Origin of the sequence: Cohaesibacter sp. ES.047 (genome assembly GCF_900215505.1) — a bacterium.
Classification (GTDB): Bacteria; Pseudomonadota; Alphaproteobacteria; order Rhizobiales; family Cohaesibacteraceae; genus Cohaesibacter.
The window spans coordinates 497,245-514,538 of record NZ_LT907844.1 but is presented as its reverse complement, the minus strand read 5'-3'; the positions used below and the strand labels follow the sequence as shown (position 1 = coordinate 514,538).

Here is a 17,294-nt window from a genome sequence, read left to right as displayed (position 1 = left end):
CGAAAGATTAGGCAGTGAGATGCGCTACCCTTGCGTCTCCACCTGATCTCCAACAAAGCAGTGTTTCATTCGATGTCAGCAATAGAGAAGGATGATACATAATCTGCTTACCGACGAATGACCGCAAATGGGATGTTGCGACACAGCATCACTCGGACCGCGAATGGCAGGATTGGGCCGCTTCTTCCATGGGCCTCAATGAGAACAGGTCAGGAATATGCCAATCTGTGCATTGCAGATTCACTTATGAATAGACACCTGATTGGACCGACTTCAAATAGTCAAGAACTCTGTCAGATTTGCGCTCCAACACCAAATCAAACGCAGTTTTTCCGGCCCAACCAGGAATTGGTTGATGTTTAAACCAAAGAGCCGCTCGCTGATCAGATCCTGTCATCTCGCTTGCTAGGTTGAGGATGCTCATTAATGGTCGAACTGCTTCATTCAGTTTGCGTAAACCGGATTGCCTATAAAATGATTGTCGATCTACACCGGTCAATAGAGCCAATTCTGTCTGAGTGATTCCAAGTCTCTTGGCGAATGCTCGTGCAGATATGATCTGATTGTTGCTATCGAAGTGCGTGGACATGGTTGGGTAATCTCTCTGCAAAACAGGCCTTTGAAGTTCATTCGAGATAAGCCAATTCTGTGACCACCTTTCGAGCAACTCAAGCCTCTTGACGCCCAAGGTTTGCCGAAAGCAATCATCTTGTGACAGATGGTTACCCAAATAGCTTCAGTCAGGGCAATGCTCCTCTTTCGCGTGGCCGGTTTGAGCAAACTGCGATCTTTAATCGCAGACATCATCTTTCATCGATCAAGCACCTGTCCATCTAGCTGTCGAAGGCTTCATTAATGTCATGCGCATTCCGGAGTATCCGGCCACCTTTGGCGTGCCGTCTTGAGGCCTGAAGATTTAGGTATCAGCTTTTGTTGTTTTCGTCACCCGTTTTGACATGGGTTTTTCGGAAGGACTGGCCTTCGAGTTCGAGGCGATATGCGTTGTGCACGAGCCGATCGAGGATAGCGTCGGCGAAGGTAGGTTCGCCGATAACCTCGTGCCAGGTTTTCAGCGGCAATTGGCTGGTGATCAGGATTGACCCTGCACCATATCGTTCTTCGACGATTTCCATGAGGTCCCGTCTCTGGTTTGCATTCAGACGGTCGGGTCCCCAGTCATCGAGGATCAGGAGTTGGGTTTTGGTAAGGCTTCGAAAGAGGCGCGGGAAGCGCCCGTCTGCATGGGCCATCTCCAATTCGCTAAACAGACGCGGCACACGTTTGTAAAGCACGGTGACACCACTTCGACAAGCGGCCTGGGCGAGCGCACAGGCTAACCAGGTTTTACCGACGCCACATGAGCCGGTGATCATCAAGTTCCGTTTGTCCCGTATCCATTTACCTGTCAGCAGTTGCTGGAACAGCGCCTTGTCCAGCCCACGTCTGGTTTTGTAGTCGACATCTTCTGGGGCGGCTCCGACATGGCGCAGACGTGCGGTTCGCATTCGGCTCTCGAACCGCTTGGTCTCGCGGCTGGCAGCTTCTCTGTCGATGAGTAGCCCCAGCCATTCGGCGTGGGTCAGATCAGCCGTTCCGTCTTGGCTGGCCAGCTCGGTGAAGGCCTCTGCCATGCCGTCGAGCTTGAGGCTATTGAGCTGCTCCAGGGTTGGATGTGTCAGCATATCCTGTCCTTTCAATGGAAGTAATCTGCACCACGGATATTGGGGTGGGTGATCGCGGGGCCGTCCGTGGGCGTTTCTCGGCGTTGTCGATCCAGACCATTCTTGAGAATGGAATGCAGGGATTGGTAGGTGTAGCTGTTGATCTCGAGCGCGCGTTCACAGGCAGCATCGAGGCGAGCATTGCCAAAAGATCGGGCAAGCTTGAGCACGCCCATGCAACTGCGATAGGCTTGTTCTGGGTGTTTGCGTCGGCGCATGACGACCTCAACATAGGTATCGACATTGGGGCCGATGCGGACGGCTTGCCTTCGGATGCTTTCCGGCGTCCAGTCGGCACGATGGCGATGATTGGACGGCATATGTTCTTTCTGGGTGGAATGTTGGCGGTTACCAGAGATGCGGACGTGAGACGCAACCCTCTGACCTTTATGGAAGACTTCGATGGTCCGCGCGGCGACCCGCACCCATAGCCTTTGTTTGATCAGCTGGTAGGGTACCGAGTAATAGTGCCGGTCCACATCGATGTGATAGTCAATCCCAGCACGACACTGCTTCCATTCGGCATAGACGTATGGCTCCCGGGGCACTGGCTTCATGGCTGGTTTGTCCAGGCTCTCAAACAAGGCCCGGCGGCTGGTACCCAGATGCCGGGTGACCTTGGCATTGAGCTGATCTTGTAGAGGGCGAATTGCTGCGTTCAGCTCGTCCAGGCCAAAGAAGGTCTGGTTGCGAAGTCGAGCCAATACCCAGCGCTCGGCCAATTGAACCGCCGTCTCGACCTTGGCTTTGTCCTTGGGTTTATGCGGACGAGCGGGCACAACGGCGGTATCGTAATGTGCAGCCATATCCCCATAGGTGCGGTTGATCGCCGGGTCATGGAAACAGGCCTTGATTACCGCTGACTTCAGATTATCTGAGACAATCATCGCAGGCACACCGCCGAAGAAATCGAAGGCCCGCACATGGCTCGATATCCAATCCGGCAGGCTCTGGGTCCAACTGGCCTCCACATAGGTGTAGTTCGACGCCCCAAGCGTGGCCACAAAGATCTGAGCTGTGCGCACTTCACCGGTCTGAGGACAGATCACATCCACGGTCTGGCCCGCATAATCGACAAACAACCGTTCACCAGCGGGGTGACGCTGGCGCATTACCGGCGAAAGCTTGCCTTCCCACGCTGAATAGCGGGCACAATATTGGCTGTAACCATAGCCGTCAGGATGAACCTCGCGATATTCCTGCCACAACAGAGCCAGCGTCACACCTTTGCGGCGCAGCTCGGCATGCATATGAGCCCAGTCTGGCTGCGGTACCGCGCGAGAGGACGCCCCAGGTTGGGATGGGTAAAGAAGAAGTTCCAGATCACTGTCAGACAAATCAACCGGCAGAGGCCATGCCAAACCAGCCAAATCCGCGCGACGGAAATAGTCCGATATCGTTGCTCGTCCTATCGAAAGGCTTTGCGCCACTCGGCGTCCTGACAAGCCTTCTGCCCGAAGCCGAAGGGCTTCCCGGATCTTGCGCATTGGTAATCTCTTCATGGGGCTTTCTCACGTTCCAAAAGAACACAAGATAGCCGGTGAGTGATTACCTCAAAACGGTCGACAAATCCCCTTCACAAGGGGGGGCCGAATGCTCCGGAATCAATGGCCGGATCAAATCGGAATGGGTGGCCGGATGCTGTCGGAATCAGTGGCCGGATAAGACCGGAATGCGCAATGTCATCCGGAATTCCGTCAGAGAAGAAGGCCTTCTGCTTTGAGGCTCGCTTTTGTTGTTTCTCGAAGAGGTAGAAGGACATGCCATCTGCTGCATATGGGTTGCTTGGTTTAAATATCTGTCCGTCTTCTAGAATTGAACACTGGATGAAATACTCCACCACCAGCATGCTGCAGGTTTCGGTCACGGTCGGAACGTAGTTGATGATCGGGAACTGATCGCCGTCTTCGTCGCATTCATAGTAAAAGTCATTATTGGTGAGCCGGGTTCCTGTTGCTGTTTCAAAAGCGACAAGAAGCTGTTGGAGACGCCGATCTTCTTCTTCCGACAGTTCTGAGCTGAAATCGTAGTAGCCTTTGATCTTGCCACCTTCTGCTCTTGTGGTTGCGATGATGCCCGCGACTTCGTCAGACTGAAGCTCTTTGCAATAGAGTGGGCCTTCAACGAAATTCTGAACGCAGATGGATGATCCAAAGCTGATGAAAAGGTCTTTCATATCAAAGTGTATCCTGAATAAGAAAAACTGAATGGAGTGCGGCTGGCGAACGGATTGGTAGAGCAAAGCAGGCCATTCAATGGGTGAACAATGTTGGCGCAAGCTGTTGTTGTCTCAGTCACGGCGACAGTTTGACGCCGTGACCGATGCATGATCCTCAGGCTCGATTTCGATGAGTGTTTTGAGATGCGGAAACAATATCGGTAGAAGCGAAACTGAAGCGCCGATGTTTCCTGTCTATGCAGGAAGGCGAATTCTCAACGGAGCCAGGAGCGAAGATGAGGGCGCTCATCGAGTTCCACTGTTGCTGTTTTGGTAAGGCTGATGGATGGCAGGGTCGGCTTTTTGGGGGTGCGGTCCTCTCGGCCCTTCTCGAAATTGCGGACTGCCGCCATGTCGATATTGGCCTGAACACGGGCGCGGATGGCACTGAAACGCAATCCGTCAGGACCGATCAGACGCCCGATGACAGGTGAGGCTGATCTGCATTTCTTGAATCCGTTATGGTCGAGGGAAACGGTAATTCGGATGTTGCTGTCAAAGACCGTTGGCGAGTTGAGACCGGCTGCGGCCATGGCAATCGGGTTGGTGATGTCAGTTTGAAGGGATGAGCTGGATTTGTTCTCGAGCCTTGATCCGTAGACAAGGGTGACAAAGCGCATCCCGCCGATGTTGCGGATATCATGGATGAGACAAGGGCGTGGTTCAGGAGCGTTTTGCTTTCGTTTCTCAGCGAACGGGAAGGGGAAGAGAATGACATCGCCCCATTTGAGTTTGTCTTTCCAGTCATGGCGGTGTTGGGCGATGTGATGATCTTGTTTGGCCTTGATGAGCATGGGCTTTTGCGTCCTTACGTTTGAGGTTTGCTTGACGCCTGTCTTTTCCTTTTCCTTTGTTTGGGGGATCGGATCGTGCGCGGCGTCATCAAGGCTGCCGCGATCGATCTCGAACCCCTCCATTGCGCATTGTTTCCAACTCTTCCTTCTTCGGATGTCTGGCTCGCCATTGGCTGCGAGCCAGAAGGTGGTTTTCGGATCACCGGGCAGAGATGGCATCCCATGCAGCCTGTTGCCGCTCGAGATCATTCTCCGACATCAGAGCTTTTGGGCCTCTTTCTCCTGAATGCGTCAACTGATGACGAGCCTCGTGAAGCAGAAGGCGATCCGCCTCAATGCGTTGAGGGCTTCGAATATATTGCATGCGATGAAGTCCCTTGTTTGGTAGCCTGCCGATCACTGGCGAGGCCATTGAAGGCAGTCTGGAAACATCGTGAGGGATGAGAACCGTTCGGGTGAAATTGACCGAGAAGGTGATTGGTTGTGAAAGGCCTGCCATTTGCAGGTCCATCTTTTCGGTGATCTGGATATCTGAGGCGTTCAAAGATGTCGGATCGACATCACGACCGATGCCCATCAACAGCAGGGTTTCAGAATCGAGTTGCGCGATCTCGATCACAACGAAGGCGTTGTGGAGGAGTGGAGTTTTCGGTGGGTAGGCAGGAAACTGGACGATATCTCCGGGTTTGAGATCCTTGAGCCAATTGTCGGGGGATGGATTGATGGCATCGGTCATGTTTGTGACTTCCTTGTAAAAGTGAAAACAGACGCCTGTTGCTCTTCTGAAAGGTTTGGACGTTCAGATCGGCGCGGCGACATCCCGGCTGTCGCGCCAAACTGAACTGTATTCTTTCCAACAAAAAAACACCCCTTTCACGTCAGGAAAGGGGTGTTGTGTCTCACGAGAGATGATCGGACCTGGTCATGGATAAATGATCTATTTGTCGGTTTCGGTGTCTTCATCCTCGTCCGGTGATGACAAGGTTTTTGCCACCAATTGGTCCATCAGGGATTGGGATTGCTTGAAGAGAGTATCGCGCAAGGCATCAGCCTGATAGGCCAGTCTGGTTTTGATGTCACGTTGGGCACAGAGCGCCATCGCCATGGCAACGCCTTCTGCACCGCGTTTGCCAAGCTCGGTATGAGCCATGGTTCGTGCGATGTGAGCGCCTGTTCCGAAGTGCTCACGCCAAACCTTTGAAAAACGCTTTTTGTCATACATTTTGCCCAAGAAGTCATGAAACACCGGGGCTTTTCCTTGGATCAGCCTCTGTCTTTGTTGATTGAGCCATCCCGTTCCGACTTCAGGGCTGACCTCGTCAAATATCAGGGCATCGAAGAATCTATCGAGTTTTGGATGCAGTGGCGCCCTGATCGATTGGCCCGTCTTGTTGGTGGCCACATTGATCTTATAGCTACCTATGTTGGCGTCATAGGTGATGTCGTCTCCCCACCGCAATAACCCATCTGTTATGCGCAGTGGCATAAAGAGCCAAAGTGCGATGACTGCTGCCTGATTGCGCAACTTGTTCTTTGTCTTGCGATGTGTGGCAGTTGAGCTGTCCTTGAGGAGTTGGCAAGCAATCCGGTAGATATCCTTGTAAGAGGGTACTTGTTCATATCGGCCGAATTTCAGGGGGCTTTCTGCGGCTGCATCGCTTTCGAGTTTGTTGATATGCTTGCTTAAGTCGGCCAGAATCTGGGGGCTGATACCAAGCTCTTTTCCGAACTGGCGCAATCGGGTTGTTGCGGTTTGCAAGGTACGGGCACGGCACCCCTGATTCATGTAAGCGGCTTCTTCTGCAGACGGAGCCCGATCTTTTTTTGTCTGTTCAAGAATGCGTACACCAGCGGTATCGATGACGACCGGAACGCCTGCGGTTTTGAGGGTCCAGACATACTCACTGATGACATCTTGCATACTTTCCAGCAAACTCTCTGAAAATGCTTTGCGGCCAGAAGGGCGATGGCCATTTCGCAACTGCGCCCAGACTTTTTGCCATTGGACGGGCCACTCCGTCACAGGGCTTCGAAACTTTGCTGGCTTTCTCTCTGCCTTTTTTCGCGGTTTCCTGTGGGCCTTGTCATATGCAATCGTCTTTTCGGTGATCGCTGCCTGCAGGGCTGTGGAGACAGTCGGGTGGCCAGGATAAAGGATATTCATGGTTTCCCTCAAACGGATCAGCATGCCGGCTGGTTCGCGATTTGCTGAGTAATCCAAAAAGTCCTGTTTGGTGGGTGCGGTTATGCCGTGCAAATGATTATAGAGCAAAAACTTGGCCAACCGCTTCTTATGAATGTCGTCCAACAGACCGAATGTTGGCATTGTCTCATAAGGAGCGAGCAACTCGTCATTGGATGGGGTGTTCGCTGCTTCTGTGCTCATTTTGTCTTTTTTGTTACCATTATTCATCGATCATCTCCGCAATCAGTTCTTGGCCGGCTTGCATCTGTTCCACTTCCTTGATCCATGCGTAATAGGTCAAAACCGTATTGACCGTATTGACCGTATCGCCGAGGCGCGCTGCTATGACCACGATCTTGTCGGGATGTGCCCGAAGCAAGAGTGATGCTTGTCCATGGCGCATTTGTTGAGGTGTCATGGGCAAGTTGAGGACCGTGCGCGTGTAGAGAGAAAACCGCGTGCTAAAATAGCTCTCATTCATTGGCTTTGTGGCACTTTCCGGGGCTGGAAAGAAATACGGGTTGTTGGCCGCGTGCTGATACAAGGGCCTGATGGTTTCAAGATACCAGTTCAAGACTCCCAGATAGTCCTGTTTGCCTGGGAGTATCTCAACCTTGATGCCCTTTTTGTTTTTGACGGTGCCCGGTGGAATCCGAAGCTTGACGGGATCCTTCTTGCTCTTGGGCATTATGATATGCGCATCAGTGCCATGGAGGGTCAGGCCCATGGCATTTTCGCAGCGGATTGGTGCTCCGCCGATTTCGATGGCGCAAAAGGCCGCACAAGTGCCGATCCAGCGGTATTTCACCAGTTCCATCTTCGTCAGTGCGCGCCCTTTTGCTTCCATTTCCAGGGCAGCATCCTGAAAGGCAAAAGGCGAGTTCAAGAAGCGCTTTGTAAGGGCTTTGGATTCAAACAATTTTTCACAAAACTTCCTATTGGCTTCAGCCATTTCCTTTTCGGCATCTTTGCCCTCAATCAGGAACGAATTGTTTTTGAGCGCCTGGGTGAGCGCCGCAAGGGCTGTCGGGTCAGCGTCAAGCGCATGGAGGACCCGTTTGTATTTGGACAGATATTTCCGTACGGTCCGAGGCGAAATTTTGCGGTCATCATGGTCTGGCAACTGACAGCGGGCAATCATCAGATTCCGGACCTCAGTAATCACATCGCCGCGGGCGAAAATAAGATCCCAAGGTTGACTGGTGTCAGTTTCGGGATGCGCATCGAGGTACGTGCGCGTGATGGAGTTCATCGTCGAGTTGAAGAGGGTTTGCGTTTCGGGGCTGCGATTGGCATAGGTCTTTGATACAGGATCAAAATCCTTGTCAGCCAAGATCGCATAGATCGCATCAAAGTCTTCCTGCCAATCTAGCGGGATCGGCTCCTGATTCTGACGCAAACGGCGGGCTGAAAAGCCAATGCTGCCCAGAGGCAGATGGGGGCGAGCAAAATCATATTTGCGGAGCTTGTCAAGAAACGCCACGGCGCGGCGATAGGAATCCCGTATGCGCGTCGGGCAGTCAAGATACTTGCTGTTGGCGATATCGTTGGTGATGTCCTGTGGTTGGATATCTGCAGATCGCATGAAATCAGCAAGTTTTCTTACCGCAACAAAATTGGTTTTGCGATAAGGATCCAAATCCGGGATATCGGGTGCGTTGCAATCAAGCGCATCAAGCAAATGATACCACCCATCTTGCTGGGCCCGTGCTTCTTCAAGGGCTTTATCGACGCCCAGGAATTCTTTAAGAGGTGCCAGGGTACGGCGGCGAAGCAGCTGGTAGGCGTTGTCGGTGGTGCACCAGTTCGGATCATACCCGTCAATCGGGAAATTGATCTCGATAAGATCCAATGAGGCAAGAATGTTTGCCAAGGGCTCGTTCAGAATGTCGCCAACCCGCTTGATCGAAGATACATAACGCTTCCTGCTGTCGTCGCTGAGGTCTGTTCGCTTCTCGACATGAGCGAGCAGATCCTCAAATGTTTTGGGTTTGGGTTGATGCTCCTCAGATGCCGGTATTGGTGGCGGGGGGTCGAATAAGTTATTCAATTTGCTAACCTTTCTTTGGTTTGAGTGTGGTCGTCCGTTTGCACTTCCGGTCGCTTAAGTGCATGCAGGACACACACACCACTGAATTTTCCGGATCCGATAATCAGTGGGTGTATGTGTCCCGGTCGCTTGTTGGTATGTCCGGTCGAAAATGCGAATTTTGCTGTGTCCGAACTATTCATTGCGCATCTCCATCGATTACTTGCGGCAACGAGAAGATGCCGACAGTGGCCGTTGGTGCAGGGTCAGCAGATGGAACCTGTGATGGGGATGGCACGTCACCTGATTTGGACAGGTGTCGATATTTCGGCTGGGGCTTGTTGCTCTGCCAGGCAATCACATCAGCTCTACGCCAACGTTTCCGATTCCGCGCGTTGGGGCGCTTTCCAAACGAAAAATCGATTGGCGCGGGAAAGTCTGGACTATAATTGGGTGAGGAAGGATTGGCCCAGCGATAGATGATCGATGGATCTGCCCTATCCAGATCCTCGGCTACCTGACTTGCTGTCAAGAGAGGCTTCGTCAACTCTTCCCAATGTTCGGCAGACTGGTCGGCGGCAAGCCCGAGGGCCTCAAAGACGACGGACCAGCAGGTGCCGTTGGCGCGCAACACAATGCCTGCGTCCTGAAGGACTTCCTTGAGGCTCCGCGCTGGCACACCAAAATAGGCGATCAGGTCTTTGCGGTTGATGTAACTGTCTTTGCATTTTGTCATATGAAGGGAACTGGAAAAATTTTCCGAGAAACCAAAATGAAAATGCAACTTTTTAGAAATTATTTTACAAGTAATTGTATTTGTTTGTGAAATTTAATATCTGAAGTATGCGGGATGATAGCTGCAGGGCCAAACAGTTTGGCCCGGCGACAGTGAAGCAATCGCCGGGCTGGTTGTTTATGCAAGATGCGGAGGCACGGGATACATGATAAGGGTTGCCAGGCGTTGCCTCTCAGCCAGTGACGTTGGTTTGTTTAATACATATACACATCGCCAACCCATCATCTCTTCTACGATTGGAATGCCGGCGTGACACCCGCGCACGACCCTGTAGTGATATTGCGCACGCAAAAATCCCAAGAGCGGGGCGCTGCCCGGATTAAGATTTATTTGATCAAAAAAACGATGCAGCTTTGCAAGCGTGTGATAGCCCCGACAATCTGGAAAGCCATCAGGATGTCTATTTGCTGCGGCCAACGACAGGCCGACCAAGGGCACCTTGCGTTGGCTATCTGGATTTTTGGACGTGTTGCTTTTCCCAATGCATATATGAGGGATTGGATCGTCAAGGACGATGTCGCAGGGGGCAAGGCCTGTGAGATCACTTGCTCTGCAGCCAGTTTCGAGCATCATCAGCAAAAAATCGCGTGAGGTGTCGTCTAGGCCATCAAAGGCATTAGGAGCAAGCCAGTCAGACTTGATCCGTGCGATATCGGACACCAACTCAGCAAAGTTGATGTCATCTCGGAATTGTACGGTTTTGAGGTTAGATTTTTTCATCACAATCTCCATCTTTGGTTTTACAAGAGAGGAGGATGCCTCTGCAAAGAGCAGCAGGCGATCTCTCCCGGAAAGCAAATAGGACGATCAAGGACGGACGAAAAACGTATATTTTGTCATATTTTTACGAGAATGTGCGTATATTGGCGACGGGCTCGGCCAAGATAATTGGGGTCGTTACCTATTATTTCTTCCGGTCATCTATAATGATGGCAAAATAATCAAAAAATTTGGCACATTCGTTTGGGCTTCTTCTTAACCCGCCCTATGTTCGCCAGTGAAACTGGCATTCAACAGAACCTGTTCGCTTTATTCCTGTTTTTTCGACATCCGGCAGCCAATCAGTTCATGCCTGGGCGGATTGATCTGTGATTTACATTGTTACAGTTCCAGTTGTTGGATGAGCGAGACGGGATCATCCATAATATCTGTTCCGCACTCCTTTACCGGAAATCGCTGAATTCTGCGGTTCTTTCCCCCATTTTCTCTTTGCGACCGAAAAAAGCACGGGTCCGTTTGGGTTTGTATCGCAATCGCCGTAGTTCCTTGATGTAGGCCGGTGTGTGATCGCTGGCCGTGATCGCAATCCCGCGATCAGAGATCGGATCCCGGCGTTATGGTACCGCAATGCTCAACAATAGAGTTTGAGAGAGTGCCAATCCATGGCAGGCGTGCACATTGCCACCCATGGATGCTGTCCAATGCTGCCCTGCGGATGCTTCGCATGGATGGTCTGACATGACGTTATCCTGCGACATAGATCCCAAATGCGGATCTGCCGATCTCCATAAAGCAGCAAAAAGCCAGCCCAAAAGCGAAACGGCGATTTATCTGGCACGCCTGTATGCCGCTCGTGACAAGGCTGCCGTGTTGATTTCAGATGGCGAAGAATGGGTGTTGCCCCATTTTGAAAGGATCCTCGCCGAGATCGAAAAGCTCGAAGATAAGCAGAAGCGACTGGATCATGCCCTTGAAATCGCCCGCAAGGCCAAGCAACGGCGGGCAGATTGATGAGCTCGACGTAACCGACACATCCTCTCTAGCAAGAAAATGCGATCACTTTTTCTGGTTCGCTGAAATCCGCCCTAAATCCCGTTCAAGGCTCTTGGACAAGGATTGTGATCTGAACCAATCGTTCCTTTGGCCTCATTGCGAAAAACCAATGATCGGTGTGTGCCGAGGAACAGGATCAATATGAGCGAACAGAATGAGGTTTATGGGAAATACAATGATGTGTCGGTGCTGACGCGGCATGTCGATGACGCACTTTTGCAGCTGTCAGACACATTCGACACAGCGGAGTTTGTCTCAGCTCTTACGGCTGCAGGACAAAGAGGTGCCGATGATGAAAAGGTCTTGAATTCCGCCGTGAAGTGCAACACTCCCGCCTCGATATGGTCAAATCGATGGCCCGACTTCAGCTTTGGTGAGTGGTTAACACGAGCGTCCGAACGGATGCATCGCAACAAGTTGGCTGTGGCTTTGGCCAATAAACTGGCCCGGATAGCCTGGAGTATCCTCAAACACAAAACGGCGTTTGATGCGCCAAGAAATGCGGTCGTAGTTGGTATTTGAAGATAACACTCACGACTTCAAAGGAGTTCGCGATAGATAGACTGCATGGAACGGAAAAATACGCCCCCAGAATCTGACGGCCCTTTCGGTCAACTTTGACCTTGCAGCTAATGAGATCACGGTGCGAGCGTAACCCCAACAAGGCCACGACCCGCGTGTCGATCAAAAGTCCGGATACATATGAGCGACTTCCTGCGACATGCAAAGAAATCTCTTGCGAACAGCAGCCGGTACATACAAAAGGGCCGCGATTGCCAATCTCGACCTTTGATGATTGCGGTCAGGTGATGATGCAGTGAATCACGCCGCTTCCAGTCCAAGGTGGACGTTGAAACTGGAAGGGACTTTCATATTTGCGAACGAGATCCCCGGAAATCGAGGCACTTAGCGGATACTTCTCGTTTGTCTGTTGGCAACAATGCCCACTCTGCATCTGTCAAATCGCTTGAATACCAATCCAGTTTTTTGGATATGTTCTTGCCGGATGATATCAGGAAAGGTCATATCAGCCCCATCTCTTCGCAATGACGGTGAATCACAATCCGCTGATATCACTCAGGTACTTTGCGATCAGACAGTAAGGCTGACTTGGGGTAAATCCACTTACATGAAGGCGTGGCTATAACCGACAGCCACCCTGTTGATCCGCATTTTGGTGTTTGTACATGATGTAATACTCGGCATGCCCAAGAGCTTCAGGTTTGCTTTGCTGTCCTGAGGCGATGTCGCAGATCAAATGAGCCAATTCGATGGCGGCATCATCGAGTGATATGTCGCCGGTCAAAATTCGACCGGCGTCGAAATCCATGTCTTCTTTCAAACGGTTGTAGGTTTCCGAATTGCCAGTGACTTTAAGTAGAGGCGAGATGGCCGACCCTATGACAGAGCCGCGCCCCGTGACAAATACCAGCAATTGGCTGCCTGCACTCATCAGGTCCACCAGACCCTCGGTGTCGTTGGGGTTGGTGTAGCCAAAATTCATAAAATGCTCATCAGGAACACTGTCCATGATCCAGAGGCCAGAGTCCGGAGGAGGCGTACCTACCTTGATGACCCCTTGTATCGGGCGGCTGCCACTTTTGGCAAAAGCGCCCATGCTTTTCTCTTCGATTGTCGTCAAGCCTCCTGCGAAATTGCCCGGTGAGACGGAATATTGCCGAACCGACTGACAATAGGAGACAGCCTTGTTATAGGCCCAGTCTAGCTGTGTTTTTGTTTCTGCTGTCGCTGCGCGATCGAGAATGATTTCCTTCAGCCCAACCATCTCAACGATTTCTTCGATGATAGCCCGGCCCCCTGCATCAACAAGAAAATCAAAAAATCGACCGGTGACAGGATTGCCCGCAAGCCCGCTTGTACCATCGGAACCTCCGCATTCGGCGCCAATTGTCATGTCTTTAAGGGACATCTCAACACGAGGCGTCTGGTCCTTGATCTGGCTTCGCAGGGATCGCACGATGGCTTTGCCTTTGTCGATCGAGCTTTGGGTACCACCAGTATCCTGGATATAGAAAGCCTCTGCCAGTCTGCCGCTTTCTCTGGCCAATTCTGCGATTTTTCCGGGCTGGGTATATTCGCAACCAAGACCGACCGCAAGCACTGCGCCCACATTGGGATGGCGAGCCAGCGACAGAAGCAGGCGGATGGCATATTGATTGTCATAACAACCATCAAATCCGATGACATGGACATCATCTTCGCCTTGCGCAATGGCATGGGCGACGTGGCGTGAACACATCACCGTATGGACAACAAGAACCAGATTGCGAATGCCTTTGCGACCGTCCTTGCGCAAATAGCCGGTCCAGCTGCGCTCGAAAGGATCATTCATAATGGGTATCCGTTGTTGCTCCTGAGTGGATGTCCAGCGATGAGGAGCGTTCATCAAACTGGCTTTCGCAATTGTGTAGATGCACCCATTCGCCAGATTTGATCGGTTTGGATGCAAGTCCGATCGGAACGCCAAACTTGATCACTGCCTCGCCCTGCTGAATGTCACTCAAAGCAACCTTGTGGCCTGTTTCGATGGCCTCAAGCAGTCTGATTGCTTTCAAATCGTCTGCATTGTGGATCGTGATATCCTGCGCGAGCGAAGCGCTGAGCAAGGTTGCAACATTGTCCGTCTTGTCTATCCTGAAGCATCCTTGGGACATACCACATCTCCTGTTCGGTCCATGGAGCATTGGGGCGAGTGTGAGACGCGCCCCGATGAGGGTGTGAAATTTAGGTGTCAAACCCGCGCGATGAGCGACCAGATAGGTACTCAAGATTCCGCTTCGTGGTCAAAGAACACCAAATTTCTCAAACGCAGCCGTGCTGGTCATTCCCGCTTCGATGGCTTGGCGGACTGTCTTTTCAGCCCGTGCCTTCTCAACGGCTTTCTCAATCACTTCTGCCTCGTGCTTTTGCGGGACGATCAGCACGCCATCCAGATCGCCAAAGACCAGATCACCCGGCTCGATCCAAACACCTTCAATTTCCAACGGGCAGCGATAATCGATGACTTTGGTGCGCACACCTGAATCCTGCGCATAACGTCCGCGAGAGAAAACCGGCCAATTCTGGTCAAGAACCATCGGCGTGTCGCGGTGGTAGCCATTGATTACCGCACCATTGGCTCCTCGCGTTCTGGCCGTAGCTGTAAGCAACTCGCCCCAATAGGCACAGCGCATATCACCGCCACTCGCAAGATAGATATCGCCCGATTCCAGTTGATCAAGGGCATGCGTGAGCTTTCCAAAGGGTTCAGCTTGTGGGCCAAAAACATCAATCATCACGACCGGCATGGCGCGGCCGACCAGCTTCATCTCTTCCTTCATGGGTTGAACGGGTTGAGGTAGAAATTGATGATAGAGACCCATCGCATCAAGGATATCGCCGACGACGGGCGTATAGAGTTCCTCTTTCACAAGGGAAAACAGATCTTCGTCTTTCATGTCATTGTCTCGCAAGTCTTTGATCGATTATGCCGAATGGTTGGTAATCTTGGGTCTTCACTTTTCGGCCTGAAAGTATCGGATGGCATTGTCAAAGCAGATGTCTTTGACCATTTTGCCCAGCAACGCTTCATCATTGGGAATCTCGCCGTCACGGACGCCGTGGCCGATGAACTGGCAGAGCACCCTGCGGAAATATTCATGCCGCGTGTAGGAGAGGAAGCTGCGGCTGTCGGTCAGCATACCAACGAAGCGGCTGAGCAGGCCAAGATTGGCCAACTGCATCATCTGGCGCAGCATACCGTCCTTCTGATCGTTGAACCACCATCCTGATCCGATCTGAATTTTTCCCGGAATCTTGCCATCCTGAAAATTGCCGCACATGGCGGCGATCATTTCATTGTCCCGCGGATTGAGACAATAAAGAATGGTGCGGGGCAATTGATCGGTTTGCTCAAGGGTGTCGAGTAGGCATCCAAGCGCTGCGGCAATGGGTTGATCATGGATGGAGTCAAAGCCACATGCTTCTCCCACTTCGGCAACTTTGCGGGTGTTGACGTTGCGATAGGCGCCAATGTGATATTGCTGCGCCCATTCGCGTCGGTGATATTCACGACCCAGAAAAACAAGCAGAGCTGTTCGATAGGCGGAGAAATCATGCTCTGATGGGATAGACCCATCTCGCCGCGCTTTCAGGATGGCATTGAGCTCGGTGTCTGAGGCTTGCGCAAAGGTGACCTCATCAAGCGCATGGTCTGAGATGGTGCAGCCCATCGCTGCAAAATGGTCCATCCGCTGAACAAGGGCAGCGAAAAGATCGTCCATCGAGGCGATAGCGACACCGGAGACCTCTTCCAGCTTTTCCAGATAGCTGACAAAGTCCGGATGCCGAATGTCACAGATGCGATCGGGCCGGAAACATGGCACGATTTTGGCTTTGAAACGCTTGTCGGCTTGTGCCGTGGCGTGAGGCTTGAGGTCATCGACCGGATCGTCCACCGTCACCACAGTATGGACATTCATCTGATCAATGATACCGCGGGCAGAAAATTGTGGCTCTGAGAGCAGTTCGATGCCCTTGTTCCAGACATAATCAGCCGTTGATGGGGACAGCAATATATCATCAATGCCAAAGGGGCGACGCAGCTCTAGATGTGTCCAGTGATAAAGCGGATTGCCGATGGTATCGGGCACGGTCCGCGCCCATGCGTCAAACTTCTCGCGCGGGGACGCTCCACCGGTACAAAGGGCCTCATCCTCGCCGTTGGCACGCATGGCGCGCCATTTGTAATGATCGCCCTTCAACCAGATTTCCCAAAGATCCTTGAATTGATGGTTTTGGGCAATCTCTTCAGGGGGCAGATGACAGTGATAGTCAAAAATTGGCTGATTTTCTGCATAATCATGAAACAGGACACGCGCCATAGGCGTGTCGAGCAGAAAATCATCATGTATGAAACCGGACATCGTCGTTGTTCCTATTATCCTGACAATCGAAACGGGCCTGATGGATATCAGAAGCTGTGAAGTGCACCGCCATCTACAACGGTGATGTGGCCGGTGACATAGCGTGCTGCATTGGAGGCGAGATAGACCATGGCCCAACCGATATCTTCCGGCTGACCGGTGCAATTCATGGGAATGCGTCCCATGATTTTCTCAAGGCGCTTCGGATCGTTTAAGGTTGCGAAGCGGAAGAGAGGCGTGTCGATCCACCCCGGTGCCACACCATTGACCCGAACACCGCTCGGAGCCAGCTCTGTTGCGAATGAGCGAATGAGCCCCACATAGGCCGCTTTTGATGCGGCATAACCGGACACATTGGGAATGCCCAAGAAAGAACTCATTGAAGCTGTGAAAAGGGCTGAGCCTTTGCCGGTTTTCTTCAATTGGGGCAGGAAGGCCCGCGTTAGGGCAAAGGCTCCCGTTACATGAATGTCGAAAACCTGCTTGAATTCTTCGACCGACATTTCCTCAATCGGTTTCTTGACCGTGTTGCCTGCATTATTCACCAAAATTGAGATGGGGCCTTTTTGCTGCTCCACCTTTTCCGCTAGATCGGCGGCTCCGTCAAAGTCTGTAACGTCAAATTTGAAACCAGAAGCTTTGGCGCCCAGATCAGTGGTTGCCTTGTGAAGCTTTTCTTCCTCACGTCCCACCAAAACAACTTCAGCGCCGGCTTTGAGGAAGCATTCTGCAGCGGCCAGCCCCAGTCCACTTGCTCCTCCGGTAATCAAGGCACGATGACCGGTCAGCGAAAATGCTTCTGAAAATTCCATATCGACAGTCCCTTAATTGACTTATTGACGAGGCCAAGCTG

17 protein-coding genes are annotated in these 17,294 nt (G+C 51.9%); 2 read left to right on the top strand and 15 right to left on the bottom strand.

Features of this window, described 5'->3' with window-relative positions; all coding sequences use genetic code 11:
- Positions 1–244: 244 nt before the first annotated feature.
- The 10 genes from CPH65_RS02155 to CPH65_RS02110 all read right to left on the bottom strand — a co-directional run bounded on the left by CPH65_RS02155 (position 245) and on the right by CPH65_RS02110 (position 10,463).
- The gene (locus tag CPH65_RS02155) at positions 245–589 is read right to left on the bottom strand and encodes an antitoxin Xre/MbcA/ParS toxin-binding domain-containing protein (RefSeq protein ID WP_096171935.1); all 345 of its coding nucleotides are present in this window, start codon (positions 587–589) and stop codon (positions 245–247) included.
- A gap of 334 nt (positions 590–923) precedes the next feature.
- Entirely contained in the window at positions 924–1,682 is a 759-nt protein-coding gene (gene istB, locus CPH65_RS02150; protein WP_096171581.1) for an IS21-like element helper ATPase IstB, read from the bottom strand.
- 11 nt (positions 1,683–1,693) lie between these two features.
- A complete protein-coding gene (gene istA, locus CPH65_RS02145) occupies positions 1,694–3,223 on the bottom strand; it encodes an IS21 family transposase (RefSeq protein ID WP_096171580.1) in 1,530 nt (509 codons plus the stop codon).
- Positions 3,224–3,297: 74 nt separating this feature from the next.
- The gene (locus CPH65_RS02140) at positions 3,298–3,963 is read right to left on the bottom strand and encodes a hypothetical protein (protein WP_157747463.1); all 666 of its coding nucleotides are present in this window, start codon (positions 3,961–3,963) and stop codon (positions 3,298–3,300) included.
- Positions 3,964–4,154: 191 nt separating this feature from the next.
- Positions 4,155–4,952 (bottom strand): hypothetical protein, encoded by a 798-nt coding sequence (locus CPH65_RS02135; RefSeq protein ID WP_157747462.1) that lies wholly within the window; start codon positions 4,950–4,952, stop codon positions 4,155–4,157.
- Positions 4,933–5,469, bottom strand: a complete 537-nt coding sequence (locus CPH65_RS02130) for a hypothetical protein (RefSeq protein WP_096171932.1) — start codon at positions 5,467–5,469, stop codon at positions 4,933–4,935. Before CPH65_RS02130 ends, CPH65_RS02135 begins: the two co-directional genes overlap by 20 nt.
- Positions 5,470–5,670: 201 nt before the next feature.
- Positions 5,671–6,654: a hypothetical protein gene (locus CPH65_RS02125; RefSeq protein ID WP_172891439.1), complete on the bottom strand. Its 984-nt coding sequence runs from the start codon at positions 6,652–6,654 to the stop codon at positions 5,671–5,673.
- A 484-nt stretch (positions 6,655–7,138) separates the two neighbouring features.
- Entirely contained in the window at positions 7,139–8,968 is a 1,830-nt protein-coding gene (locus CPH65_RS02120; protein WP_096171930.1) for a hypothetical protein, read from the bottom strand.
- 178 nt (positions 8,969–9,146) lie between these two features.
- Positions 9,147–9,683, bottom strand: coding sequence for an AlpA family transcriptional regulator (locus tag CPH65_RS02115; protein ID WP_157747460.1), 537 nt, complete (start codon positions 9,681–9,683; stop codon positions 9,147–9,149).
- A 177-nt stretch (positions 9,684–9,860) separates the two neighbouring features.
- Positions 9,861–10,463 (bottom strand): hypothetical protein, encoded by a 603-nt coding sequence (locus CPH65_RS02110; RefSeq protein ID WP_157747459.1) that lies wholly within the window; start codon positions 10,461–10,463, stop codon positions 9,861–9,863.
- A gap of 738 nt (positions 10,464–11,201) precedes the next feature.
- On the opposite strand from CPH65_RS02110, the gene CPH65_RS02100 reads away from it, so the two are divergent.
- On the top strand, positions 11,202–11,474 hold the full coding sequence (locus CPH65_RS02100) for a hypothetical protein (protein ID WP_157747458.1): 273 nt from the start codon (positions 11,202–11,204) through the stop codon (positions 11,472–11,474).
- Between the two features lie 183 nt (positions 11,475–11,657).
- On the top strand, positions 11,658–12,038 hold the full coding sequence (locus tag CPH65_RS24935; RefSeq protein WP_096171925.1) for a hypothetical protein: 381 nt from the start codon (positions 11,658–11,660) through the stop codon (positions 12,036–12,038).
- 619 nt (positions 12,039–12,657) lie between these two features.
- Here the strand turns inward: CPH65_RS24935 and CPH65_RS02090 are convergent.
- The 5 genes from CPH65_RS02090 to CPH65_RS02070 form a co-directional block, all read right to left on the bottom strand.
- Positions 12,658–13,869 carry a UxaA family hydrolase gene (locus tag CPH65_RS02090; RefSeq protein WP_096171924.1) on the bottom strand — a complete coding sequence of 404 codons (1,212 nt, stop codon included), beginning with the start codon at positions 13,867–13,869 and terminating at the stop codon, positions 12,658–12,660.
- Positions 13,862–14,191, bottom strand: coding sequence for a UxaA family hydrolase (locus CPH65_RS02085; RefSeq protein WP_096171923.1), 330 nt, complete (start codon positions 14,189–14,191; stop codon positions 13,862–13,864). Before CPH65_RS02085 ends, CPH65_RS02090 begins: the two co-directional genes overlap by 8 nt.
- A gap of 129 nt (positions 14,192–14,320) precedes the next feature.
- Complete coding sequence (locus CPH65_RS02080) at positions 14,321–14,974, bottom strand: RraA family protein (RefSeq protein WP_096171922.1); 654 nt, start codon at positions 14,972–14,974, stop codon at positions 14,321–14,323.
- A 57-nt stretch (positions 14,975–15,031) separates the two neighbouring features.
- Entirely contained in the window at positions 15,032–16,441 is a 1,410-nt protein-coding gene (uxaC, locus tag CPH65_RS02075) for a glucuronate isomerase (RefSeq protein ID WP_096171921.1), read from the bottom strand.
- Between the two features lie 47 nt (positions 16,442–16,488).
- Positions 16,489–17,253, bottom strand: coding sequence for an SDR family NAD(P)-dependent oxidoreductase (locus CPH65_RS02070; protein ID WP_096171920.1), 765 nt, complete (start codon positions 17,251–17,253; stop codon positions 16,489–16,491).
- Between the last annotated feature and the right edge of the window lie 41 nt (positions 17,254–17,294).